At 59.7% G+C, this 14,948-nt stretch carries 17 protein-coding genes; 13 read left to right on the forward strand and 4 right to left on the reverse strand.

Annotation, left to right across the window (positions count from 1 at the left end; translation table 11 throughout):
* The first annotated feature begins 5 nt into the window (after positions 1-5).
* From Q1W15_RS10600 to tyrS, 5 genes are all read left to right on the forward strand, one after another.
* On the forward strand, positions 6-875 hold the full coding sequence (locus Q1W15_RS10600; protein WP_300727528.1) for a helix-turn-helix domain-containing protein: 870 nt from the start codon (positions 6-8) through the stop codon (positions 873-875).
* 275 nt (positions 876-1,150) lie between these two features.
* Positions 1,151-2,029 carry a serine hydrolase gene (locus Q1W15_RS10605; RefSeq protein WP_300727531.1) on the forward strand — a complete coding sequence of 293 codons (879 nt, stop codon included), beginning with the start codon at positions 1,151-1,153 and terminating at the stop codon, positions 2,027-2,029.
* 148 nt (positions 2,030-2,177) lie between these two features.
* A complete protein-coding gene (locus Q1W15_RS10610; protein ID WP_300727534.1) occupies positions 2,178-3,395 on the forward strand; it encodes a multidrug effflux MFS transporter in 1,218 nt (405 codons plus the stop codon).
* A 9-nt stretch (positions 3,396-3,404) separates the two neighbouring features.
* A complete protein-coding gene (locus Q1W15_RS10615; RefSeq protein ID WP_300727537.1) occupies positions 3,405-4,016 on the forward strand; it encodes a TetR/AcrR family transcriptional regulator in 612 nt (203 codons plus the stop codon).
* Positions 4,017-4,141: 125 nt separating this feature from the next.
* A complete protein-coding gene (tyrS, locus tag Q1W15_RS10620) occupies positions 4,142-5,377 on the forward strand; it encodes a tyrosine--tRNA ligase (RefSeq protein WP_300727540.1) in 1,236 nt (411 codons plus the stop codon).
* A gap of 67 nt (positions 5,378-5,444) precedes the next feature.
* On the opposite strand, the gene Q1W15_RS10625 is transcribed toward tyrS, so the two are convergent.
* The 3 genes from Q1W15_RS10625 to Q1W15_RS10635 form a co-directional block, all read right to left on the reverse strand.
* On the reverse strand, positions 5,445-6,107 hold the full coding sequence (locus Q1W15_RS10625) for a hypothetical protein (RefSeq protein WP_300727543.1): 663 nt from the start codon (positions 6,105-6,107) through the stop codon (positions 5,445-5,447).
* Positions 6,108-6,276: 169 nt separating this feature from the next.
* Complete coding sequence (locus Q1W15_RS10630) at positions 6,277-7,116, reverse strand: endonuclease (protein WP_300727546.1); 840 nt, start codon at positions 7,114-7,116, stop codon at positions 6,277-6,279.
* Between the two features lie 127 nt (positions 7,117-7,243).
* Complete coding sequence (locus Q1W15_RS10635; protein WP_300727549.1) at positions 7,244-8,710, reverse strand: MFS transporter; 1,467 nt, start codon at positions 8,708-8,710, stop codon at positions 7,244-7,246.
* 113 nt (positions 8,711-8,823) lie between these two features.
* Here Q1W15_RS10635 and soxR point away from each other — a divergent pair, with 113 nt between their 5' ends.
* The gene (gene soxR / locus Q1W15_RS10640) at positions 8,824-9,285 is read left to right on the forward strand and encodes a redox-sensitive transcriptional activator SoxR (protein ID WP_300727552.1); all 462 of its coding nucleotides are present in this window, start codon (positions 8,824-8,826) and stop codon (positions 9,283-9,285) included.
* A 94-nt stretch (positions 9,286-9,379) separates the two neighbouring features.
* Here the strand turns inward: soxR and Q1W15_RS10645 are convergent, their stop codons facing one another.
* The gene (locus Q1W15_RS10645; RefSeq protein WP_300727555.1) at positions 9,380-10,294 is read right to left on the reverse strand and encodes an SGNH/GDSL hydrolase family protein; all 915 of its coding nucleotides are present in this window, start codon (positions 10,292-10,294) and stop codon (positions 9,380-9,382) included.
* A 273-nt stretch (positions 10,295-10,567) separates the two neighbouring features.
* On the opposite strand from Q1W15_RS10645, the gene Q1W15_RS10650 reads away from it, so the two are divergent.
* From Q1W15_RS10650 to Q1W15_RS10680, 7 genes are all read left to right on the forward strand, one after another.
* Positions 10,568-11,227 carry a helix-turn-helix transcriptional regulator gene (locus Q1W15_RS10650; RefSeq protein WP_300727558.1) on the forward strand — a complete coding sequence of 220 codons (660 nt, stop codon included), beginning with the start codon at positions 10,568-10,570 and terminating at the stop codon, positions 11,225-11,227.
* A complete protein-coding gene (locus tag Q1W15_RS10655) occupies positions 11,218-12,027 on the forward strand; it encodes a zinc-ribbon domain-containing protein (protein ID WP_300727561.1) in 810 nt (269 codons plus the stop codon). Before Q1W15_RS10650 ends, Q1W15_RS10655 begins: the two co-directional genes overlap by 10 nt.
* 37 nt (positions 12,028-12,064) lie before the next feature.
* Positions 12,065-12,247 (forward strand): hypothetical protein, encoded by a 183-nt coding sequence (locus Q1W15_RS10660; protein WP_300727563.1) that lies wholly within the window; start codon positions 12,065-12,067, stop codon positions 12,245-12,247.
* 10 nt (positions 12,248-12,257) lie between these two features.
* On the forward strand, positions 12,258-13,484 hold the full coding sequence (locus Q1W15_RS10665) for a hypothetical protein (protein WP_300727566.1): 1,227 nt from the start codon (positions 12,258-12,260) through the stop codon (positions 13,482-13,484).
* Positions 13,485-13,865: 381 nt separating this feature from the next.
* Positions 13,866-14,138 carry a DUF2282 domain-containing protein gene (locus Q1W15_RS10670; protein ID WP_300727569.1) on the forward strand — a complete coding sequence of 91 codons (273 nt, stop codon included), beginning with the start codon at positions 13,866-13,868 and terminating at the stop codon, positions 14,136-14,138.
* Positions 14,135-14,575: a DoxX family protein gene (locus Q1W15_RS10675; protein ID WP_300727572.1), complete on the forward strand. Its 441-nt coding sequence runs from the start codon at positions 14,135-14,137 to the stop codon at positions 14,573-14,575. Before Q1W15_RS10670 ends, Q1W15_RS10675 begins: the two co-directional genes overlap by 4 nt.
* Positions 14,576-14,612: 37 nt before the next feature.
* On the forward strand, positions 14,613-14,882 hold the full coding sequence (locus Q1W15_RS10680) for a hypothetical protein (RefSeq protein ID WP_300727575.1): 270 nt from the start codon (positions 14,613-14,615) through the stop codon (positions 14,880-14,882).
* Positions 14,883-14,948: the final 66 nt, after the last annotated feature.

Genomic DNA, 14,948 nt, shown 5'->3' on the forward strand with positions numbered 1-14,948 from the left:
TCCCAATGGTGAAAAAATCTGATGCCGGAGTACCGGCGTTCAAGCTGTATGGTGAGACGGCGTCCTGGCCCACCCCGGATTTAATGCATTGTGAGTCCATACCAGAGCGCAGCAAACTTCACGATTGGGAAATCAAGGCGCATCGACATGTCGATTTGATGCAGTTGCTCTATGTACAGAGAGGTCATGCCGTACTTAAAGTTGAGGAGACTATTGTCCACGTCGATCGGCCTATGCTGCAGGTAGTCCCCGCGATGAACATTCATACCTTTAAGTTTTCCCAAGACATTCAGGGGCATATCCTGACATTTGCGCAACCGTTGTTGCAGGAATTGTCCTCGGCACTTGAGGGTGCCTATCTGTATAAAAACGGCTGTTACGACGTGGGGGAGGATGCTGCGCACCTCGATATGCTGTTCAACTCAATCAGTATCGAATATCGGCAAAAACGCCCGGGCCGGCAACTGACATTGCACTCATTAATCAGTTTGCTGATGGTTTGGATTCTCCGTAAAAATTCCGAAGAAGCGCAGAGTTGCCTAAATACGACTGAGCGCAGCCTGATACATCTCCAGGGTTTTGTGTCCATGCTTGAACATCGCTACCAGGAGCATTGGTCCATCTCGCGATATGCTTCGGCGCTGGGAATAAGTGCTAACCATTTAAATGCCTTGTGTCGGCGCCTAGGCGGGCAGTCGGCCTTACAGATGATCAACGAAAGACTTTCGCTCGAAGCGAAACGGTGCCTCATATACACTGAAATGACTATAAATCAAATTTCTGACAGTCTTGGTTTTTCTGATCCCGCTTATTTCTCTCGATTTTTCAAACGCTCTTGCGGTGTTTCACCAAAAGCATTTCGCTCCGCGCGGTGAACAGATTCGTTTGATATTGATGACACGGATAGCAGACGTCATGACGCCGGCAATCCGCCCTGAAAAGAGTACGCATCAGATAGGCCAGCCCTTTCAGGTCATCAGTATTACGAAGTGCTATACAAACACTTTATGGGGCTGTTTGTTAAAAGCAAATCAGCAGAAAGCTCCACTCCATCACTTAAGCCTCCAACGGACTTTTTGCACCCGCACGCGGCAGGGTGAATAAGTTATCTTGCCGGGCTGTCAATCTGCTCGATCACGCAGGGACGTCAATGCTGAGCGTATACGTATCACAAGGTCAGCCACTTACGTGCGACCCATCGGAGCCGGTGGTGCCGTGGTGGAGCTTTACCAAAACTGTCCTGGCCGCTACCGCCTTGGCTTTGGTGCGCGATGGGCGGGTCGGTTTGGACGCTTCGGTGGGTGATCAGCCCTTCACATTGCGCCAATTGCTTCGACATGAGGCAGGGCTCGCCGATTACGGTGAGCTTGCCGATTATCACGCTGCGGTGGCTAACCATGAGGCCGCATGGTCAGCAGACGAAATGATGCAGCGTCTTGAGGGGGCCCGGCTTCGTTATGCCCCCGGCACCGGATGGCGCTATTCGAATGTGGGTTACTTGCTCATCGGCAGGCTTATTGAGCAGGTGACTGATTTGTCGCTTGCAGAGGCCGTGAATCGATACGCATTGACGCCTTTGGGCCTCGAGCATGTTCGCTTCGCCAAAACGCCCGCGGATTTGCGCGATACCCACCTTGGCAACCCATCCCATTATGACCCTGGCTGGGTTTATCACGGCTTGCTGATCGGCCCCCTCTCGCAGGCAGTGCTTTTTCTCGACCGGCTTTTCGCGGGGCATCTACTGGCTCCAGGCGTGCTCCAGGACATGCAATCAGCCAAAGCATTGGGTGGCCCGATTCCAGGCCGTCCATGGGTATCACCGGGTTACGGCCTGGGGGTGATGCGGGGCTCGATTGAAGGTGGCTTTACCCTCTGCGGCCACTCAGGTGGCGGGCCTGGTAGCGTGATTGCCGTTTACCGCCTCTGCGCCGGCGACGCATCGGCCTGTTGCGCTGTTTTTGACGCGGGTACCCGCGAGGGGGCCGTCGAATCCCTCGTTGTCGGGCGACTAACAGCCGCTTTGCACTAGTCGGATAAGGTCGCCAGAGCCGCGCAATCGACAACGGGACGAGATCATGCGCGCGGCTTGACAGCGATCTGGCCGGTGCCTAGGATGCGCATTTTTCAACCTACCTATCGGTAGGTAGGTGATTGGTTTTCCACTGGAGAATGTGTGTATGGGTCGTTTAGACACGGTGCCAGTCAAACTGGCAATTAGCCTCGGGATGATTGGTGCGCTGGGTCCGTCTGCTGTTGATATGTATCTGGCAAGCCTTCCGGAGATTGCCCGAGAGTTTTCTGCAAGTTTCACCCGTGTTCAGCTCACGCTGACCTTTTTCCTGTTGGCCATGGGCGCGGGCCAGTTGATCTTCGGGCCGATTGTGGATGCCTATGGCAGACGCCGCCCACTCTTGGCAGGGCTGGTGATCTTCACCCTGTGTTCGTTAGGGGCGGCCTGGGCACCGACCTTGCAAGCGCTTATTGCGTTCCGTTTTGTTCAAGGGTTGGGCAGTGCACTCACGCTTGTGGTGATTATGAGTATGGTGCGGGACGTCAGTCAGGGGGTTACGGCAACGAAGCTGTTCGCGTTGCTGATGACCATTGAAGGAGTCGCGCCGATTCTGGCCCCTGCCTTGGGCGGCGTGATCGATACACATTACGGCTGGCGCGCCGTCATGCTGGTGCTGGCGGGCCTTGGTCTGATCGTGACCTGCAATAGCTTTCTGAGCCTGCCCGAAACCCTCGCGCCGGCAAACCGTGAACCCCTGCGGTTTGGTTCTGCCTGGCAGAGTTACCTGGCCATTCTTCGCGACGGGAAATTCTTGCGGCCTACTCTGGCGGTAGCGGCGGTGTTTTTCTTTCTGTTTGCCTACATTGGCGGTGCCACCTTTATCTATCAGGAAACCTACGGCCTCGACGCCAGCGCCTTCGGCCTGCTGTTTGGCCTCACCGGCATTGCCGTGCTGGTCGGGGCTACGGCGGCGGGCAAGTGGGTTGAACGATTCGGCTTGGCTACCCTTTCTCGGGCCGGTGTCGCCTGCATGGCCATGGGGGCGGCCGTCACGCTGCTGGCGGTGGTGGCGTCACTGGGCTTGGTGGGCGTGGCGTCAGGTGTGGCCCTTTCTTTGTTCGGCCTGGGTATTGCTGAATCGACGCTGATGTCATTGGTGATGTCTTCGCAAAAACGCGCACTGGGCTCCACCGCCGCGTTGCTCGGTGCGATACAACTGTCGGTATCATCATCGGCCACCCCTATTTCCGCGTTGGTGTTGGCTTACGGCCCGTTTGGCTGGGCAATGTTATTGATGATCAGCGCGTTGCTGGTCTGCCTGCTGACCCACATCAGCTTGCGTGACCGCTCCGATGAAATTATTGAGACAGCAGGGCATAACTAAGTGAAAACGATGACCACACATGAGCTTTCTTCCAGTGCCGAACGCATCGCTGACATTGCGATGCGCCAATTCGCCGACAATGGGTATGACGCCGCTTCGCTGAACGATATCGCCACCGAGGCCGGTATTCGCAAGGCATCTTTATATGCGCACTTTTCCAGTAAGGACGCGCTGTACTCCGTTGTTCTCGGGCTCGCGCTGCGGGCCGAACATACGTACGTGGAGGCTGATTTTACCCGGGCCAAACGGGTCAGTGCGGTACCCGGTGAACGCTATCTGGTCAACTTGCACCCTCGCTTTGTCGAAGCGGCGTCGTTGCGTTTCCTGTTACGTGCTGCCTTTTACCCACCGGCAACCGTAAGGCCAGCCGTCACGGCAGGGTTCAATGAATACTTGAACACGTTACGCGCTCATTTTCTCAGCACCCTTGAGCAGGCTTACCCGCATAGCCTGTCGGAGGCATTGGCGCTTACGGCTGAAACGTATATGGCCTTTATCGACAGCCTTCATGTTGACCTTATTTATGGGCATCAGGACAACTACCTGCGTCGGCTCGACGCGGTGTTGCGGGTGCTCAACAACACGTACGCAACCACGATGAGGCCGCGCGTCGATGAGTGAGGTGGCCGTCGGATTCGTGATAACGGGAACACTCATCGTGTTCGGGATCATCTACCACTGCGTTGATTGGCGAAGCCGTCAGCAGGGTGAACTCGAACTGAAGACTCACTGTCAGGGCAAAGAACGTGCATCAACCAAACAGCTTGATTGAAGATTTGCAGGCGCGTGGTTTTATCCATCAAGCCACTGAACTGTCGGGGCTGGCCAGCCATTTGGACCAGACCCCACGGACTATTTACCTGGGGTTTGACGCGACCGCCGACAGTTTGCACGTGGGGCACCTGCAGGGCTTGATGCTGATGCGTCGGTTGCAGCAAGCCGGGCATCGTCCCATTCTGTTGATCGGTGGGGCCACCACCCGTATTGGTGACCCCAGCTTTCGGGATGAAAGTCGTCCGATCCTCACGCAGGCCCAAATTGATACCAACATCGCCAGCATCACGCGTACGTTTGCACGCTACCTCACCCTTGGCGAGAACCACGGCGTGGTCGTGGATAACGCCGCCTGGCTGGATGATATTGGCTACCTTGAGTTTCTGAATGACGTAGGCCGTTACTTTTCCATCAACCGGTTACTGACATTTGACGCCGTGCGGCAGCGGTTGGACCGCGAGAATTCGTTGTCTTTTCTGGAGTTCAGCTACACGTTGCTGCAAGCCCATGACTTCACTGAACTGGCCAAGCGTTTTGACTGCACCGTTCAACTGGGCGGCGCTGATCAGTGGGCCAATATCATTAACGGCGTAGAACTGGGTCGTCGCCGTGACGGGCGCGAACTCTTTGGCCTGACCATGCCGTTGCTGGCGACCGCCGACGGCAAGAAAATGGGCAAGAGCTTGAGCGGTGCCGTTTGGTTGGATGGCAACCGATTGTCGCCGTTTGATTTTTGGCAGTTCTGGCGTAATTGCGATGATCGCGACGTGCGTCGGTTTCTCGCGCTGTTTACTGAGCTGCCGCTGGACGAAATTGATCGATTGTCGAGCGTCGAAGGGGCAGCGCTCAACGCGGCCAAAACAGTTCTGGCCAACCATGTCACCGCATTGGCTCATGGTGACGAGGCCGCCGCGCTGGCCTGTTCCGCGGCTCAGGCCGTATTTGGCGAGGGCGGGCACGTCAATGACTTGCCTGTGTTTCCCCTGGAAAGAGCGCAACTGGTACAAGGCCTGACGGTGGCATGCGCGCTGGTCGGCAGTGGTCTACAACCGTCGCTGGGCGCTGTGCGGCGCTTGGCCAAAGGGGGCGGTTTAAAACTTGACGGAACCACCCTGCACTCAGGGGACGAACTGTTGGACCCCGCGCAGTCCCAGTGGCTGGTCAGCCTTGGAAAAAAGCGCCATCTACGCTTTGAAGCCCCAGGCTGATAACGATCCGCGAGGGTCGATGGGGCGGCACCGGCGTTGATGTGGCCGACGAGGCTCACCGGTGGTGTCAGCCCTGTCGGTCAGGCGGGTTCTGACAGGCTGCGACGCTTGGGTAAGGGCGGCACACCCGCATCATTTTATGTTTGGGTTCAAAGCCGTGATCGAGCATGCAGCGTTGCGCTTTGGCGGTGTCGCCAATGCTGGCGACAGCCTGGTTCGACCCGAGCGGTTTTGGATAGCCGCAGGCGTACATCACCGGCAGCGCCTCGCGGTTATTGGCCACTTGGAACGAGAAGTGAAGGGGCGCGCCTGCCTTTCGCCAAGTGACTTGCATGTCTTCATACCGGCCAGAATCGGGATTGATCGGGTAGAAGCCTTCATCGGCCTCAAAGGGCAATGCTTCGAGTTCGGCCACCGTCAGCGGTCGTCCCAGGCGTTCTTCGACGCAGGCCGGTACGTGCTTCATGACCTGGCAAAATTCGAAGCCGTCTTTGCGCGTAAAGCCCAAGCGTTGCATGCACTGAAATTGCAGTACCCGTTCGTTGGTCGGGTAATGGTTCATGGAGTACCCAACCGGTTCGCCGCAGTCGGCCATCGCCGTTTTAACCGCCTCAACTGACGTGGACGTGCGTTGCCACTGGGTGAATTCGGCTGAGGGCGGGCAACCGGTGAGCAAAAACAATGATCCGATCAGAGCGGGGAAGGTCATGAACTGACGTTTGCGCAACATGGCGATCCTTAAGGGCGGGCGGGGTACTTTATAAGGTAAACCGCTTGGCTGACGGGTGTGAGTTGCCCACTCGCAAGAGCACGCCGATCACATCGCGGGGCTCATGGGTCAACCGGCAGGTGATGGGTAGCCAGCACTGCCAGCGGGCCTTTTATGACAGCAGGACAATTTATGACAGCAGAACAAGGGTGGCCGTTTCGAGCAGCACGGGGCGCACCAGAATCTTGTAGCTGTCGGCATCGAAAGCTTGCCCCGTCAGTCGTGGGGCTTGTCTGGCGTCGGCCTCGCAGGTGTAGCTGCCAATATAGCGCCAGCTGTCCACGACGTGATACGCCTCCAGCTCGGCATGCCGTTCGTACAAGGCGATTGCGCCCGGGTACGGCCAGTGATGCACGGCCCAGCCCTCCAGTGCGCTGAGCAGCCGTGCGGTGTGTGCCTCATGGCTTTCTGCGCCTTTGCAGGCTCCGGCACATTTGCCAATTTGAGCCCTGAAACAGCCCCGTCCCGCCGATTTATCAAGGCCCAGCAGGGCATGACAAAGGCGGTGTTCATCGGCAATCAGCATCAGCGCTTCAGTGGCCATGCGCCGGTTACGGAACAGGCCGTAGAGCTGAAGGCCTTCACCCATAGCGGTGGTGTCGATGATCTCCAGCACACCGTCGCGCAGGTGCAGCGAGCACAGCCGTTGCTGGCGCCGCAGTCGCTTGTTCTTCAAGGGTTGCAGTTCTTTGATTAACCGGGACTCAAGCAGCAGGGCACCGATTTCCCCGGCGGTTTGTTGATACTCAATGCGGTGGGCCTGGCGCAGCAGCCTGGCTTCTTCGGGTGCGCGCAGGTGGGCCAGCAGGCGGCTGCGAATATCGATGCTTTTGCCGATGTAGAGCGGGATCGAGTCGCCTTCTGCGAAAAAGAAATACACCCCCGGCGCGCGCGGGGCGGCCTCGACCTGAGCGCGCAGGTGCGCCGGGTATTCATACAGCAGCTCGGGACGAGCAGTGGGAGCGGGCATGCGGCGAACCTTATGGCTGAATCGGCAGGTCACGAAGTTGTGCGCCTGCCATTTTACGGCCAGGCACTGCAGTTGACACCACAGCGCCTGACAGGGTTCCAGGCCGTTCAGCGTACCGGGACGAGGGCTATGCCAGGCCATGGCCCCCGTGTTTCGAGCCGAGGCGCGTCACGCGCAGGGCGGTAAAAAAGCCCAGCAACGACGCGCATGCAAACACGCCAAACAACCAGCCTGCCGCGTTGGCAGTCCCGGTGATGCCTGCGGGGTCCGTCAGGCCGGCAATGTTCGCCACCATGCCGGCCAGCGCCGCCCCCAACGCAGTGGCAAACAACTGCACGGTGGTAATGGACGCCGCGGCCAGTTCTTGCTCGCCCGCTGAGGCGACCCGAAGCACACGCGTCAGCAAATGCGGCCAGGCCAGCCCCACCCCCAAGCCGATGGCCACCAGGGCCACGCAAAGGGGGGCAATCGCCCACCCGCCGCCGTCGCTTTGGGCGGGCATTAACACCGCCAGCGCCACCATGCCGCCCACCCCAAGGACCGGGCCGGCAAGTATCGCAAGGTTGATGGCTTTACCGCGCGCCCCGGCGCTGGCGATTGACCCTAATGTCCAGCCGGCTGCCATGAGCGCGGCCAGGTAACCGGCGGCAAGCGGCGATTGCTGGTGCAGAACCTGAAGGAACAACGGCACGAAAATTTCGCTGCTGGTCACGGTGATCGCCAGCAGTGACAGGGTCGCATACAGCGCGCCCAGGGCGGTCGTCATGCGCAATGCGCCTTCAGGCAGCAGCCTGTGGCGGGCGCGGTTTTCAGTGGTAATCAGCAACGCCGTGAGCACGGCAGCCCCCACAAGCCCCCCGATACCCCATGACAGGCTGGTGGACACGCTGGCGGCCGAGATGACCAGCACCGCAGCGATCAGCAGCGCAAGTTGAGTGACTGGCAGCGGCGAGCGTTCATTCTTGCCCGCGTGGCTTTTGGGCAACACGACCACCGCCAACAAGACAAAGAGCGCCGCCACGGGGATCAGTGACCAGAACGCCGCTCGCCACAGACCCAGTTGCGCAAAGATGCCTCCCACAGCAGGCCCGATCAGCGTCGCCACCCCCCACATACCGGAGATCAAGGCCATTGCACGTGGCCATAGGGCTTCGCTGAAGACCAGGCGGATCATGGCATACGACAGCGCGAACAGAAAACCGCCCCCCAGCCCCTGAACAATACGCCCGGCCAGCATCACCGGCATTGAAGGGGCAAAGGCGCACAGGCACGTGCCCAGCGCAAACAGCAGCGTCGCCAACACGTAGGCACCCCTGGGGCCCGCACGCATCAGCAGCCTCGACGACAGCGCCGAGCCGAGGATGGAAGCGGTGACAAACAGCGTGGTGTTCCAGGCGTAATAGTCGATGCCGCCGATGTCCCTGACGACCGAGGGCAGAATGGTCGTGGCGATATAGACATTGATCGCATGGAGCACGACGCCGCCGGCCAGGGCGAGCGAGCGCACTCCGTTGCGGCCAGACAGCAGGGCGGCCCAGCCCGGTGGTGTGTCGGTGTGCAAAGAGGGGTCAGAAGGCGTGTGGCACTTATCCATGTTGGCTCCGGTTGTGGTGTTCACCCGCAGCCGCGAGTGAAGGCTTGCAAAGGCTAGCCGACCCACCTTATAAGACCTCATGTATAGCTGAGGTCAAGAGCGAGTAAAGCCCCATGATTGATGTGCGCGTGCCACTGTCGGTGGGTGAGTTAGCCCGCCGAGGCGGTATCACCATTGCCACCGTCCACTTTTACGATGCCAAAGGCCTTATTCATGGGCAGCGCAGCGCTGGCAATCAGCGTCGTTATGCCCGGGACACGCTGCGGCGTATCGCAATTATCAAGATCGCCAAACGTGCGGGTATCCCGTTGGCTGCCATCAAGGCGGCACTGGACGCGCTGCCGTCCGGGCGGCCTCTGACGGCAAAAGACTGGGCCCGTCTCTCAACACACTGGAGGGACCTGCTGAGCGAGCGGATTCACCACCTCAGCCAGCTTCGTGATGAACTCGACGGGTGCATCGGCTGCGGTTGCCTGTCCCTGGAGGATTGCCCGCTACGCAACCCGGGTGACCAGTTAAGTGGGCTTGGAGCCGGTGCGGTCCTGCTCGAAAAAGACAGTGCACCCGCAGGGTGAATGGCGATGAGGCACTCTGCTTTCAGATCAGCAGCGCGGATTGCGCCTCAGGTACCTGACCGCTCACGCCCGGGCGTTTGCCCTGGGCCTTACCTTAACGGCCGGCTTTTAATGTTTCCAACATCGCCTGCGCGGCCAGGGCGTGGACTGTGCGGGTGGGGTGCCATTCATCCCAATAATAATGCGTGTCTGGCTGCTCACACACGGGCATGACCTGCGGGTAGGTGGCTTGGCAGGGGGTGTCCAGGTCCTTCAGCCCGGCAGCAGCGGGTGCCGCGCGAAGCGCGTTGCTAAAGGCCAGGTGGTCAAAGTAACTCAGGTTGACGTGATGTTTGTTCGCCAGAGTCTTTAGCATACCGGGCAATTTTTCTTCGAGCGCCTGTTGGTATTCGCTGGCGTTGCCGATCTGATTGCCCTGTACCACCGCCGGTACATGGCTCAAATCGGTAGTCCCCACGACCATCATGTGCCTGGCACCTGCGGCAATCAGCGTTTCCACGGCCTGTTGGATGTTTGCCACACTGTTCTGGCTGAGTACGGCAATCGGTTCGGGGTGCGAGAAGTCGGCCCATTCAAAAAAGTCGTTGGCCGAGATGAAAATGAAGTAGAGCGCATTCGGATCTGCCTTGTGTGTGCTGGCGGCATTCAGGTGATCTGCAATCTGGCCCGACACGCCGGTGTCGCGTGCGGGCGACATCCAGGCGTAGTAGTTGCCGTTACCGCTTTTGGCACCGCCTATGGCGTAGTCGGTCAACGGGGTGTTCAAAGCATCGGCCAGGCTTTCGACAGCGGTGGGGCCATTGCTCCAGCGTCCTTTCCAATACAACGGGCCAGGCAGTACCTGCGCCTCTTTGACTTTCTGTGTGGCCAGTGACTGCGTAAAAACCTGCCCCGCGCCATTGTCTGAGTAGCTGTCGCCAAACGCATACAGGTGGTCGTAGCCGAGGGCGGCAAATGGGGTGGATGCGGTCAGTGTCAACAGTGCGGCCAAGCAAGCGCGTCGAGTCATTGAATGTCTCCCGGGTGTTCGCTTAGCGTACCGAAGGCGAGGTTTTCACCTTGCTACCGTTGCGACGTGTGTTTAGCCGGGCGCGCAACAATTGTCCTGTTCGCGACAACACGGCGGCCGGAGGCTGACCGTCGGGCCGCTGCCCGGCCTAAGCTTAAAGTGGAGCGTGTTCACTCCACGCGGCAATGTGAGTGGAGTGAGTGCGATCCATTTCATATGGAAATGGCACATTGCTATCGGTACGATTTGTCCATCGCAATCGGAACGATCGCCATGCAAAACAGACAATCAGAGGCACCGGCCAAGCGCCTGGGGCGACACTTCAGTGAGAACCTGAGCGCAGTGCTGGCCGTCGCCGGCAAGCAGCGCGACAACGGTGCGCCGGGTCCGATGACGGCCACCTGGCTGCAGCAGCAGACGGGCGTTGCCCGCAGCACGCTGCGGGCGCTCAAGTCACAGACCGGCGATGCCGTGGCCAACCCTGACCTCGACACGCTCGACCGCATTGCCCAGGCGCTGGGCGTGCCGCCGGCCTTTCTGCTGATGCGCCCACAAGACTGGGTGATGCTAGGCAATGCCCTGGACGATATCCCGGAGTACCTGGCGGGCGCTACGAAACTGCAGCGTGAGGGGCAGCTTGACAGCCGAAGCCCGATAGAACGGGTGCTGCGCGAATGCAAGATACACCCCGATGCTCGTCCGTCGGGCGTCGGGGCCTCTGCTGAAGTCAGGGTGGCCAATGCGCGGGACGAATGGCGTCGGCGCAGTTGCCTGAAACTCAATGCCTTGATGCTTCGTCAGGTGCGCCGGGCGAAATCGCGGGTGGCGCTGGCCGCCATCGCCGGTGCCTGGGTTGGCCGTAGCACCCCCCATGATCCGATTGATGAACACTCACCCCAGCCTCTCCAAGAAGGAAGCGAACTATGTCAATGATTCACGATGACAGCCTGGCAGACGTGCTGATGGGCGCGAGCGCCGACGATGTGCGCTTGCTGATTGACGTCATTACCGACAGCGGCAAGGGCCGGGTGTCGTTGTCCGCATCGGTGTGCAGCACCCTGAGTGCGGCGAAGGAGGGCGAGGTCAGCGAATTTGTGCGTGCGTTGGTGGCCGAGGAACTCTCGCGCTTTGGTGGCAACTCGCTGATGAACATGCTGCGCGGCGGCAGCGGCGTGCCGTACAAGGAAATGCTCACGGATGTGGCCAGCCATGTGGGTGTACCCAAGTGCGCCACGGCCAGTTGCGCGGACCTGGAAATGGCGATCATTGCCAAAGTCGTCGAACAGTCGCTTGAGCGCATGAGCGAGGAAGACAAGGCCACCTTTTTCGAGTCAGTGGGCGGGAGTTATCGGTCGGGCATGGGGACGGTTGCCCTTGCCGCGTTGGTCAGCACCCTGAGCCTGTCGGCGTTGACGTCCTATCGGCTCGCGGCTCTGGTGGCGAGCGCCACGATGAGCAATCTGGTGGGCCGGGGCATTGTGGTCGCGGGCGGCTCCACACTGGCCAGAGGTCTGGGCGTGCTCGCCGGGCCGCTGGGGTGGGCCATCACCGGTATCTGGACCGCTTTCGACCTGGCCAGCCCGGCTTATCGGGTGACCGTTCCGTGTGTTATCCAGATCGGCTATATGCGCCAGAAAATGCTGCTCAAACCCACGTGTTCCCAGTGCGGTCAACTGATTGGCACCGACAGTAAATTCTGTGGCCACTGCGGCACTCGGGTAATCGACTGCTAAGCGCCACGTTCCTTTTTTGTCTTCGGAGTTTTGACGAATGAACCCAACGATTTCACCGCTGGAATTTCTGTTGACCAATGCGCTGTGCCTGGCAGCAGGCGCTGTGGCTGTGGTGGTGTTGCAGGTAGCTGGCCGGGCTGTCTACCACGCGGGCAAGCGCAACGCAGACAACGCTTCGCAGCCGTCACCCCAAGGGCCAATGACCCCCAGCAAACACTAAGGGACTGATTATGTACAGCAACCCCCATGCCGCCCGGCTGGTGAGCCTGCAGATGCAGCTCGATCAAACCTACCTGGATATTCACCGTCGCAAAATTGATCACGAATGGTTCGTTGAATTTGCAGCCGAACCCGCCCACAGCGAGCTGTCTGAGGTCAAGCGGCAGGTGTTGACCGCAGGGCAACGTCTGGATGAACTCAAGGCCGCCATTGACTTGAACCAGGAACGCCTGACGCAATGCCAGCGCGCTGCGAGCGGCTGGTTGTCCAGGCTGTGGCGGTCTGCCGAGCAAAGCGTGGCACAGCGCCAACTGCCCGAGCTGGAAACGCGCCTGAACATGCTCGATCAATCGGCCAAAAAAGCCCAGGCCACCTTGACCTGGTACACGCAGGAAGAGCAGCGCCTGAATGCGGATTTGCAGCGTTACCGTGCGTTTGACCCGCTCGAAGCCCAAGCGTTGATGACCCAATTGAGCGAAGCGTTGCCGGGGCTGCACAGCGGCCTTGAAGCCACGTCCCAGGCCAGCGAGCAATGGGATGCCCGCGCGGGCGGCCTGTTGCGCCAATGGCATGCGGCGCAGTACCAGCTGGATGAGCTGGCCGGTGACATGGCGGAGGCTGAACGCTTCCAGTACAGCCTTTCCAATGCGGTAACGGCCAGGGACCGAGCCCTGGTCCACCAGCGTTGTCAGGCGCGTTTCGGCACGGGCAACCCCGGCAGCATTCTGAGCGACCTCGACAAGGAAAAGCGCAAGCGCCAGCGAGACCTGGATAAGCTCGAAGGGCGCCTGCACGATGTCGTGGGCTTGATGGCGCATCAGATTGAAACGCTGATTATCGACGGCAATAACTTGTGTTATGCACCCTCGGAAAACGCCCGAAACCGTTTTATCGGCCTGATGGCGTTAAAGGCACTGGTTCCCCACCTGAGCAGTACGTACAAAGTGACGCTGATGTTTGACCCGGGCATTCGCGGGCAACTGGGGCTGGACGATGCCGCATTGCGGGCGGCCTTCCCGCAAGCCACTGTGGTGGTCATGCACAGCAACGCCAAGGCAGACGACGGCGTCTTGGCCGCGGCTGAATTCGACCCCCATGCTTATGTCATCAGCAACGACAAGTTTGCCGATTACCCCGAGCACCCGGCCGTGCGCGAAGGCAAGTTGCTGACCCACCTCATTCACCCGCAATCGGTGCAGATCCAGCAGTTGCAGATCAATGTGCCGTTCAGCGCCTGAACCGCAGGCCCGGGCTCACTTCTTCTGTGTCGGGGTACTCGCGCGGCGAGCCTCGGCTATCAACACCCACTGCCGGCACTGAGTTTGCCAACCGCTTTTGGCCCTGCGGTAAACCCAAAAACCCGACACGTCTTGACTGACCTGTCGGGTTTTGGGGTTTTGCGCCGCAGGCCGCAAGCGTTGCGTATCACCGTGTATAGAGCCCCTCGCCAGATACAGCGCACTACGTTTCTCCACGTTCAGGACACAGACGCGATACACGGCTGCGTTCAACTGTGCGCACTCCGAAAGGCCGGGGGAAACGGGCAAGGCTTTTGATCGACGCCCGATGCTCACCGGCAGGGAGTACTCAACCCTTGTTCAGTAAGTCGGGAGATCAAGATGAATAACAAAAACGCTTTAATGGCGGCGACGCTCGCGCTGTCACTCAGTGGCCTGGCTGTCGGTGCCCATGCGAGCGACCGCGGCCCTACCGAGAAATGCTACGGGGTCGCCCTCGCAGGCCAGAACGACTGCGCAGCGGGTGCTGGTACCTCCTGCGCCGGCACCTCGAAAGTGGATTATCAGGGCAACGCCTGGGTGCTCGTCGACAAGGGCACCTGCACCCAGATCCAGACGCCCAAAGGCCATGGCACCTTGCAGGCTCAGCCTTGAGTGACGCCGGGTGCCCGGCAGTATTGAAGCGTGCGCTGCCCGACGCTTTGCTGCTGCTGACTGCCCGTCTGGGCATTGCCTCGGTGTTCTTTCTGTCGGCGCGGACCAAGGTGGAAGGGCTTTTGACACTTAAGCCCTCGACCTTCGTGTTGTTTCGCAGCGAGTACGCGTTGCCGCTGATCAACCCTGAATGGGCAGCCTACCTGGCCACTTACGCTGAGCACGTGTGTGCGCTGCTGCTGGTGCTGGGTTTGCTCACCCGCCCGGCGGCGCTTGCGCTGCTGGTCATGACTGCGGTTATCGAGATTTTTGTCTATCCCGATGCCTGGTCGACGCACTTGAGTTGGGCCGGGCTGTTACTGCCCTTGTTGGTTTATGGCGGGGGGCATTGGTCATTGGACCACCTTGTGCGCCGCCGGTACCTGCCCGTGCGCTAAGCCTGTCTGCACCTTTTTAACCCATTGGAGATACACCATGAACACCACCTTGAAAGCCCGTTTTAGCTCCGCCACGGTCGCTGCTTTGATGGCATTGGCTTCTGCCTCGTTTGCCGGGTCTGCCACGGCGGGCGAGAAAGAACAGCCGGCCCATTGCTACGGCATCAACACCTGCAAAGGCACCAGCCAGTGCGCCACCGCCAAGAACACCTGCAAGGGCATGAACAGTTGCAAGGGCGAAGGCAGGGTGGTCAAAGCCCCGTCCGAATGCTTGAGCGCAGGTGGCACCCTGACTGAAGCCAAGTAGTCGTCTGGCCGGCCCGGTCATGGGGGGGGGCGGGCCGGCCCTTTTTTCTCTGCAGCCCCGGAGGCC

Origin of the sequence: Pseudomonas sp., assembly GCF_030150285.1 — a bacterium.
GTDB lineage: Bacteria > Pseudomonadota > Gammaproteobacteria > Pseudomonadales > Pseudomonadaceae > Aquipseudomonas.

What these genes read in the sequence shown, in the direction of transcription:
- Q1W15_RS10660 (WP_300727563.1), top strand. Translation starts at nt 12,065, where the DNA reads ATGAACCCAACGATTTCACCGCTGGAATTTCTGTTGACCAATGCGCTG.
- Q1W15_RS10645 (WP_300727555.1), bottom strand. Translation starts at nt 10,294, where the DNA reads ATGACTCGACGCGCTTGCTTGGCCGCACTGTTGACACTGACCGCATCC.
- Q1W15_RS10635 (WP_300727549.1), bottom strand. Translation starts at nt 8,710, where the DNA reads ATGGATAAGTGCCACACGCCTTCTGACCCCTCTTTGCACACCGACACA.
- Q1W15_RS10655 (WP_300727561.1), top strand. Translation starts at nt 11,218, where the DNA reads ATGTCAATGATTCACGATGACAGCCTGGCAGACGTGCTGATGGGCGCG.
- Q1W15_RS10630 (WP_300727546.1), bottom strand. Translation starts at nt 7,116, where the DNA reads ATGCCCGCTCCCACTGCTCGTCCCGAGCTGCTGTATGAATACCCGGCG.
- Q1W15_RS10665 (WP_300727566.1), top strand. Translation starts at nt 12,258, where the DNA reads ATGTACAGCAACCCCCATGCCGCCCGGCTGGTGAGCCTGCAGATGCAG.
- Q1W15_RS10670 (WP_300727569.1), top strand. Translation starts at nt 13,866, where the DNA reads ATGAATAACAAAAACGCTTTAATGGCGGCGACGCTCGCGCTGTCACTC.
- Q1W15_RS10680 (WP_300727575.1), top strand. Translation starts at nt 14,613, where the DNA reads ATGAACACCACCTTGAAAGCCCGTTTTAGCTCCGCCACGGTCGCTGCT.
- soxR (WP_300727552.1), top strand. Translation starts at nt 8,824, where the DNA reads ATGATTGATGTGCGCGTGCCACTGTCGGTGGGTGAGTTAGCCCGCCGA.
- Q1W15_RS10650 (WP_300727558.1), top strand. Translation starts at nt 10,568, where the DNA reads ATGCAAAACAGACAATCAGAGGCACCGGCCAAGCGCCTGGGGCGACAC.
- Q1W15_RS10625 (WP_300727543.1), bottom strand. Translation starts at nt 6,107, where the DNA reads ATGTTGCGCAAACGTCAGTTCATGACCTTCCCCGCTCTGATCGGATCA.
- Q1W15_RS10615 (WP_300727537.1), top strand. Translation starts at nt 3,405, where the DNA reads ATGACCACACATGAGCTTTCTTCCAGTGCCGAACGCATCGCTGACATT.
- Q1W15_RS10610 (WP_300727534.1), top strand. Translation starts at nt 2,178, where the DNA reads ATGGGTCGTTTAGACACGGTGCCAGTCAAACTGGCAATTAGCCTCGGG.
- Q1W15_RS10605 (WP_300727531.1), top strand. Translation starts at nt 1,151, where the DNA reads ATGCTGAGCGTATACGTATCACAAGGTCAGCCACTTACGTGCGACCCA.
- Q1W15_RS10600 (WP_300727528.1), top strand. Translation starts at nt 6, where the DNA reads ATGGTGAAAAAATCTGATGCCGGAGTACCGGCGTTCAAGCTGTATGGT.